Genomic DNA, 8,881 nt, shown 5'->3' on the forward strand with positions numbered 1-8,881 from the left:
AGTTGCATCAGTTGAATTAAAATATGTTTTAACTGCCTGAATTTCTGTTTTGATCTTATCTATATCAACATCTAAGGAAGATCGGCGTCCAATGTGCTGATCAAGTGCCATGTTAATAAGCGCCTGCCCTGCATCATTGGTTGGTTCTAATAAGCCAGCGCCATCAATAGGAAGTTTTCGAGTAATTAGAGTATTAAAGTTTCGTTCTTTTACTGAAAGTGCGCCATTAGTTGCAGTTGTCCGAAGCCTAAAAACGGTCACGCCTTCATAGACTGATTTGTCATACTGTGAAGTCAAATAAACATCTTTGACTTTACACTCGGTCATCGGGTTCGCGCCTGTCTTGGCATCAGTTTTTGCTAATCTAAAACGCTGATTTCCTGTTGTTTCAAGTTCTATATTGAGCGTGCGCCCAAATGAATCTCTACTTGTGTATTCAATCCAAAAGTCTTTAGACTTCACTTCACCAATTGGGTTTCCAATGTCATCAATTGACTGATACTGAACTGTGATAACCACATAACCCGGGCGCGTCTTACCATCTTTATTGATGTTGTAGAGGCCCTGCGGAAAATAAATATTAAATTGCAACTGAGTTGCTGATTCATGATAAAGCTCGAACCAACCCACCCATTTATTCGCTACAATTTCTAAATAGATTTCAGAGTTGTTTAAACCAGCAGTACTGCCATTAAATAGTGTTGGAATCTTATCCCAATCGTCATTAATCGTGGTCGCATTCGCTAAACTAATACTATGCTCATCTACAGCACTGACTGAATAGTTAGCATCTAGATCAACACTTTCATCATTATCATTTAAGGTTAAACCAGCTGAGATATCATAGTTCTCAGTGATGTAATTCCAGTTGTAGTTCACTTGTTTTGCTGAATGTAAGGAAATTGCATAACTAAAATTAGATCCCGAAGGGGTTTTGACTATTGAATCGACTTGATACTGTCCAGACAAATCATAATATTTGGTTGTGCTTTCCTCTGTTACTTCATCAATTTCAGTAATTGCAACATTCGCCCCATTTACCAGCAAACCTTTGAACTTCTCGACTGAGTTTATATCTAAGGCAGATTCAACAATAATTTTATAATCGCTGGTGACAGTGCATAAGCCAGATAGAACAATATTTTCTACCCCAAATTGTGCACCAGAAATAGCAATACCATCCCCCACTTTAAACTTGTCTCTAAAATCTAAAGTATTGTCAGTAGTTCGAATCACACCACCAGTTGTGAAATAAATACTCTGACTTTCAATAATCACATCGTTTGGCTGTACAAGGCTTTGACCATTTATTGAGGATGATTTAGCAACATCAAGAGGAAGCGATGTAAAAGCATTACCGACCTTGTAAATGGTGTTGCTGCCTACAATACTCTCACCAGGATCATATGCACTCACACTAATCCCATCGATACCATTTACATCAGTTTCACCATCACGGCAATCTTTGATTTGATAATAACCACGACCTAAAACCATCAAACATTCTTCAACTTCAATGTTATTTTCATAGTAGGTGTAAGTCACCGCAATCAAATCAGGATAAGCGCGCAAGGTGCCGTAAATATCGGGTACACGCGAATTGATGCGCATCTTGTTTGTACGATTTGCTAATTCATTATTTGAAGATCCAATTTTTTGTTGATCAGGCTTTGGCATCGTGAGTATTGAATAAACACTGTACACAGCCATAATTGCAACAAGTGCATAATAGACATACCAAATCCATGCTGGCTTTATTACTACATAAAAAACACCGTCAAGCGCCTGTAAACGCTCAATATCAGATTTGCTCTTTGGCGTAACATCATTACTTTCAGCAACATAGTTGTGATAGATAAAAGTGTTTTCAGGAAATACAGTAAATTGCTGAGCCAAATATGCACAGACATCATCTACCTGTTCCGTAGACCAAGTATTTTTATCGTATGGATCTGGACAAATGATGACTGTTTTTTTCATGTGTAATATCTCGTCTGCCTAAAACCCATCTTGATAATTTCGAGTGGTACATATTGCGCACCACGTCGAGATAGATGTAATAATTTATCTTCAAAAAAAACCCCAACATGTGTTGGGGATTCTTTGCCATTTAAGAAAAAGACAATGCAGGGTGAGATGGGTTCCTCAAGAACATCAAAGCCAGCATTACCATTTAGAAAGTCATTTAATCGCTGTGTTAAATCTTCACCTGTAATTTGTTGCCATGCTTCGCACGCAAATTCATTGCATGTGTATTTTGAAGTCCACACTCGATCCAATAAGTTATCTATAGTCATTAGGCTCTCCGAAGTAATGGAAATTCTTCAATAGCGTAAATACGACCTGTTCTTACACTATTGAGTTGCGGTGCTTGAGCATCAAAAGTCGCTAATCCTGATGTATCTTTAGACACACTGGGAATTTCTAATGCTGGCATCGAGATCATCGGCTCAGATAAATCATCATCTCGATAAATTTTAAAAGAACACTCAGGTTTAATTTTGCGGAATACACTTGAATGAATCTTTTTAACTTCATCCATCAGCTCATCATCCATATCTGCAAGCGTAATAGACAGCGTTTGATCTAAATCATTGGTGACATTATTTCGCTTGATCGACATAGGCTTATAATCATAATTCTGATTAGAAGCTGTAATTCCCTGAGTATCATTCTTAACGTAACGATAAACTTTTGAAAAACTTGGATGGCTGATCTCAATACATTCAAGCTGAGTTACACCACCAGCAGCATTTAGAAAGAAAGAAACATAATCAGACATGAATACTCCTTAATGCATTTGGCATATTCACATTGACGAGCTTTTCAAGTGGGTCTAATAATTCAGATAGATCTATACCCTCATTACCAACCTCAACCAAAAGCCGATCCTCTTCAATATCTACGATCGGCTTTACTCGAAGTTGAGCTGAACATGTAAAAATAAGACCATCTACACTATTTAATTGAAATGAATCTTCAACAAAATACGCTTCATAGTTCTTATATTCAGGTCCATTCACTTTGAGTGGTGCATAAAAAAACTCATTTGGGTTTTCACACCAAACATTGTGTAAAGCATTTAGATATTGAAACCCTGCTTCTTTTACAACCCATCGGACACTTACAGTGTGGTATGCACTCTTAAATACTCGTCGATAACGCGGAGCGCCACCATCAAGTTCTTGAGAAATAACACCACTCTTGAATCCAACAGAATAACCACTTTGCGTGACGCATCTTAATAAGACATTTGGCATGGTTTCTCCAATAAAAAACCACCCGAAGGTGGTTGTTGGTTATTCTTTCTTACTACAATTGGTCAAGTGCCAATCCAATATCCTCAGCCCTTTTTAGCCAGTATTCAGCTTCTATAAACTTAATAGATTGCTCTAATCGATAGTCAGCTTTGGTTCTCATTTTCTTAAATCGATTAATTTCAGTGAAAAGTCTTAATGCTTTAACTTTATCTGATGAAGGAATATTTTTATCTTTAAGGCGACTAATCATTTTCACATGAACACCTCCATTCGATATTGTTTCTTGCCAATTTAATCTAGCTTCTACATTTTCAACCAATGAGTGATATGTGTAGTAATACGATCTTCCAATAATATTTCTCGCATGTGCCTCAATATGTGAATTTTCCGTATTAATTATAGATTTGCAATGATTTAATATTTCGTCTTTAGTCATTTTCTTGAACTCCATCAAAAGGGTGAAAACCAAATGACAGAACATTTAATTCATCTATAAGATTGAGCTTATAACACTCATCAAAAATTTGATTATCTAAATACAAAAGTTTCTCATAAGATGCATCTATACTAGCAGATATAAGGAATTCTCCTTCAACAACACTATATTCAAAAGACCAGCATCTTGCATTATTGGATATAACAACACTGTGAATGATATTCATCATCATGCGTAGTTTTTCAGAGTCTATGTTGTTCCATTTATCTAAATTTTGAAAAGTCTCTATCTTATCCTTGAATTTTTCTATAACACTCTTCCTTTTTAGTAATTCTTCAAGTCGACCACATAAATAAAACTCAAGGATGAAATCGCTGGGTAATTGAGATAGGTCAAGATTACTCTTTTCCGTTAAATCAATAATTTTTTCAATAGTTTGGCTTGCTTTTACATAATCCAAGGTGTGATTAAATACATAATGAGCATTTCTTAATACCGATAAATTAGTACTTTTATCAGCATTCAGTACTGCTAAAGCATGTGCTGTCTTTAAATTATTGAAATTTAACTCGGTTAGACTATCAAGCATTCGCCACAACTCCAAAGGCGTTTGATCTTTGCTCTCAGCCAAAAGCTTCTTACAACGAGCATAATTAAACTCGGAAAGAGTTTGTCCGAGACCTAATGATGCTAATGTTGAAATAACATCATCTGTTTTCTTTTTCCTTGCTGGAGTGGCCATATTTTTTTCCAAAAAATAACCACCCCAATTTACATCAATTACAAGAATTTTAAAATCTATCTTCTTCTGGTTGCAGTTGTATTCTGTTGAACAGATTTAGAAATCTGACTGTTTGGATTGCGAAGTTGTCCAGCAACTATTTCTTGCACCTCATCAACAGTGACATAGATTTTCCCATCCGCACCCTGTCTTGCAGTAACCTTGGACGAGCCATTATTGTTGATAACAATGTTTGGACCTTGCGATTTACTATTAGAAAGATAGTTCGTCAAATCCTTATTTTGTTGAGGATTTAAGACACGTTCACCACCATCTAAAAGCCAAGTACCTTCACTTGGGATGTTATCAATACCATTGTGGGCCATACCCTTTAAAGATATAGATGAAATAGATGTTATTGCTGGCATCAAGGCCGCCATAACAGCCGCGCCACCAGCAAACTTCTGAGTCAAAGTCATTGCACTAGGATCTGCAAAAGCAGTCGAATATGCCGTATAAGCCGCCACCATTGATGATGCAATAGAAAACGCCTGTTGCATTGCAAACATTGTTTTATATGCACCTGAACTTTCACCAAGAATACCTTTAAACATATTTGCAAATGAACCAGTCAATTGCTGAGCTTGGGTTAATTGCAGATTCAAAGAATCCGTTTGATATTGATTTTCAATATCAATCATACGTTGATTATGTGCAGCCCAAATTTGTTCACGAACCTCAGCTAATTTTTGTAAATCAGCGCCTGGCTCTTGCTCTTGGTTTTCAACATCTGCAATCTGTGTATCAAATAGATTTTGTGATGCGCCCATTCTGCTGAATTTATCTTGGTTAACTTGAAAACGCCCAGTCGATCCATTCATTTGAGATTGAACAGAATCCCATCCCATAGAGGCATCTTTTAAACGCCGATTCATATCAACTTGATTTTGAAGTTCAAGCATCTGTGATTTAAAAACTTTTTCTTTTGGATCTTCGTTGCTCTGATCTAAAAGTCTCCTTTCGATGTCATATTTTGCTTTGGCAAGCTGAATCTCAGACATGTAAAATTCAGTTGACTGAAGTAACCGTTGATCTTTAGCAAGTTTTGACTTTTCAAGCTCATAATCATAAAGATCATCATAAGCCTTTTTACGAAGTGCTTTTACATCGTCGCTATACTTGCCCTCAGCATCTAATTGCTCCTTAGCTGAATCACGCTGATAGATTAGCTTTTGATCCTCGGTATATTTATAGCCATTGAGCTCATAATCTTGCTGGAGTTTTGCCAATTTATCTTGGGCATTATAGCGTTCTTTGATTTTAGGCAAGAGTTGAGTTTGACCAAGAATCGTGGCTTGAGTGATTTCTTCATCTCTAGCCTTAGATCGCTGAATTGCTTCAGTATCATACTTGGCTTGAAGTTGCTTAATTTCATCTTCTGTTTTGGCGCGAGCTTTAAAAGCTTCATCATCAAACTTAGCCCACATTTTAATGGAACTGAGTGAGTTCTCAGGGTCAGATCCTAAAAGATTGCTAAGTTTGTTGTAATACCCGTCTTGTTTGGCTAAATGCTTCCCTGCATTCACCTTACCTAATTTGCCATTACCATTGTAATCCCAGCCAACGAAATTTTTACCTATGATCTTTTCAAGATCTCGATATGACAAATTGTCATCGGTAAGTGCATTTTTAGTCTTGCTGTAACTTTTTACAGTCGCAACTTCCTGCATTGCATATTTAGCCATTGCATCCAAGGCATCTTGGGTTTGCTGAATTTTTCCGTTTTTATCAAGCATACCTTGTCCTTGTAAAAACTTCATTAAATTAGCTGAACGCCCTTTTTGCCATGAAAAAAATCCTGTGTTTGTAAAGCCATTATTGAAATCACCATGACTGCCGAACATCGCACTACTGCGGAAATCATTTTCTCGTCCGACTTGTGCAGTCATTACACGCGCTTGCTTATCTCCTAGTCCTGTATTACGGAATGCTTGGTAAACTCGAAGCATATTCCGCACTTGCTCATTATTTCCAGCTAGTGCTACAGCTTGTTTTTCTTGAAGCTTTTGCTGCTTCTCAAACTCCTTAGTACGTTCTTTTTCGGATTTACTTGCTTCATCCGATAGTGTTTTACGCTTCTGATCTAAGACCCATAGATCATTTAAAATTTTAGCTTGCTCGGTGGTTAACTGAACATCTCTTTCAATTTTGTTCTCTTTTCGCCAATTAAGTGCAAAATCAGCAAAAGTTGAAGCTTTCTGTTTATCACCACCAATATTTTTCAATTCTCGATTATAAGTATTAATCCAATAATTATCGTCAAGCATTGATTTGTTGGCAGATTTTCGGAGTTCACTTAGTCTCTGTTCATTGGCTAATTGCTTCCGTTTCTCTTCGGTTACCTCTTTTTCAGCAGCTAAAACACCTTGATGCTGACTTAAATAAGTATTTCTAAAATCAATTTGCTTCTTAAGCTCAACGTTCACACCAGCTACTGAATTCTTGTAGCCATCAGCTTGCTTTGATTGAGCAATAAATGAATCAATTGTTTTTTGAGGAATTGGAAGATTTTCCAAAAATATCTGCGATAATTGCGTTGCTGAAATTGTTCCTTTGCTATAACTATCTAGAGCATTTTTAGCAATAATTAATTGTTTTGCTGAGGCACCAGAATTTTCACTGATTTGAAGAAAGGATTCAGCTGATTTAATAATTGACTCTTTAGAGTTTGAATATGACTCATTTAAGCGCTCAGACTCGTTTGTGAGCTTTGAAATTTTGTCTGCATTTTTCTCATAAAGACCTGAAGCTTTAGCCATATAGCTGTTTGCTAATTCTTTCTGATAACCAAATTCACGTGCTGAACTTATACCCTCATCTAATTGAGCAAAATAACGCTGCGCACTTTTAATCTCCCCATCTGTAAATAATTTTGATTTACTCAGATTCTGAAGTGCAGCTGCTGTACTTAAACCCTCTTCCTTGATCTTTTTAAGTTGATCAAGCATTAGGTTTTGACGTTTAATTTCTTCATTACTTATTGACTCAGAATTACCTGTTACCATTCCCAATAAGCTATCTCTAGCTTTTGAAGCATCAGATTGTGATTTTTTGATTCTTTTATCAATTTCATCCATTTCTGAGATAAGTTTAGCTGCTGATAATTTACTATATTCAGCTGCAATCTCTCTAACAGATTGCTTTTGAATATTAAGAGAGTTTGTGGCTGAGTCTGTATTATCTCTCATTAAAAGCATTGATGCGCCAACGGCCGCCACAATACCTACTAATCCCCCTGCTCCACCAAATAGTCCGAGCAAACCACGCCCAGCCCCCATTGTTGCATTATTTGCTACAGCTGATCTTGTTCTAGCTGCTGCTAAAGCATTTTCAGTGGCAGTTAATTCAGTATTTATAGCAGCTTGTTGTTGACGTAAAAGCCCCATTCTAATATCAGAATTTATTGCGCCTTGATCTGAAATTTGTTTTTTCTTGCGAGCTAATTCTAGTTTCAATTCTTCGATAAGTTGCGCGCGTGTAGCTTGAAGATTAACTAATTTAGCCTCCGCACCTGCCAATTCTTGTGCTGCGGCTACTTTTTCAGCTTCAATCGCTGCCCATTGAATAGCTGTTTGTTCAACTAATTGGGTAGCTTTTCCATATCCTGCAACCACACTTTTATAAAGTGCTGGAATATAAGTGCCAACCCAATAAGCACCACCGATCATAGCAATGTTGGTTACATTGTTAAGGTTTTCTGCGAGTAAAGTTAGAGATCCTGAAATTGCATTTGCAGCCCCACTCCCTTTGCCTGCCTCACCCACAAACTTAGTGACTTCATTGGATAGTTGCGTGAATGACTGAGCAATAGTGAAATCCGTTTTGCCAAATAGTTCATTTACTGAGCCACGTGCCTTTGTTAAAGCGTCAACAAGTACATCACCTGTAATCTTCCCTTCAGCAGCAACTGAACGTAATTGACCTACTGTGATTCCCATACCTTGAGCAATTGCTTTTGCAAGTCCGGGCGCTTGCTCCATTACGGAATTAAGCTCTTCACCGCGTAGAACATTGGAAGCCAAAGCTTGTGAAAATTGAACTAATGCAGCTTCTGCCGAAGCAGCTGAACCACCACTAATTGCGATTGCTTTAGCAACTGTGTCAGTTAATTCTGCAGTTTTCGCTTGAGTAATATTTAAACGCTTTGCATTGTCAGAAAAACGTTGATAGATCTGTGCAACCGAATCCCATGCTTGTGCAGTGTTTTGAGCGATTTTGAAGGTATCGTTCATTGCAGTATTGAGTTCTGATTGGCTCTTAGTGACTAATTTAAGTTTGTTATTTAAACCAGTATAAGTATCCATCTTAGCGATCGCAGTACCAACAGTCACAACCCCAGCCAAATACCCTGCCAATTGACGTGCTGCCACTGACATAGAGTTCATTGAAGTAGTTGCGTAATTA

The 8,881-nt window shown here is 37.3% G+C and carries 7 protein-coding genes; all 7 read right to left on the reverse strand.

Annotation, left to right across the window (positions count from 1 at the left end; all coding sequences use genetic code 11):
- Positions 1–1,980, reverse strand: a 1,980-nt coding sequence (locus F981_RS23050) for a hypothetical protein (RefSeq protein WP_004726904.1), incomplete at its 3' end; no start/stop codon positions are given.
- Positions 1,977–2,297 (reverse strand): hypothetical protein, encoded by a 321-nt coding sequence (locus tag F981_RS23055; RefSeq protein ID WP_004726906.1) that lies wholly within the window; start codon positions 2,295–2,297, stop codon positions 1,977–1,979. The genes F981_RS23055 and F981_RS23050, both read right to left, overlap by 4 nt.
- A complete protein-coding gene (locus F981_RS23060) occupies positions 2,297–2,782 on the reverse strand; it encodes a DUF1833 family protein (RefSeq protein WP_004726911.1) in 486 nt (161 codons plus the stop codon). Before F981_RS23060 ends, F981_RS23055 begins: the two co-directional genes overlap by 1 nt.
- Positions 2,775–3,260, reverse strand: coding sequence for a hypothetical protein (locus F981_RS23065; protein ID WP_004726913.1), 486 nt, complete (start codon positions 3,258–3,260; stop codon positions 2,775–2,777). Before F981_RS23065 ends, F981_RS23060 begins: the two co-directional genes overlap by 8 nt.
- A 52-nt stretch (positions 3,261–3,312) precedes the next feature.
- Complete coding sequence (locus F981_RS23070) at positions 3,313–3,696, reverse strand: hypothetical protein (RefSeq protein ID WP_004726914.1); 384 nt, start codon at positions 3,694–3,696, stop codon at positions 3,313–3,315.
- Positions 3,689–4,438, reverse strand: a complete 750-nt coding sequence (locus F981_RS23075; protein ID WP_004726915.1) for a hypothetical protein — start codon at positions 4,436–4,438, stop codon at positions 3,689–3,691. Before F981_RS23075 ends, F981_RS23070 begins: the two co-directional genes overlap by 8 nt.
- Before the next feature lie 56 nt (positions 4,439–4,494).
- On the reverse strand, positions 4,495–8,881 hold a 4,387-nt coding region (locus tag F981_RS23080; protein WP_004726916.1), incomplete at its 5' end, for a tape measure protein.

It is taken from the genome of Acinetobacter guillouiae CIP 63.46 (assembly GCF_000368145.1).
Lineage (GTDB): Bacteria > Pseudomonadota > Gammaproteobacteria > Pseudomonadales > Moraxellaceae > Acinetobacter > Acinetobacter guillouiae.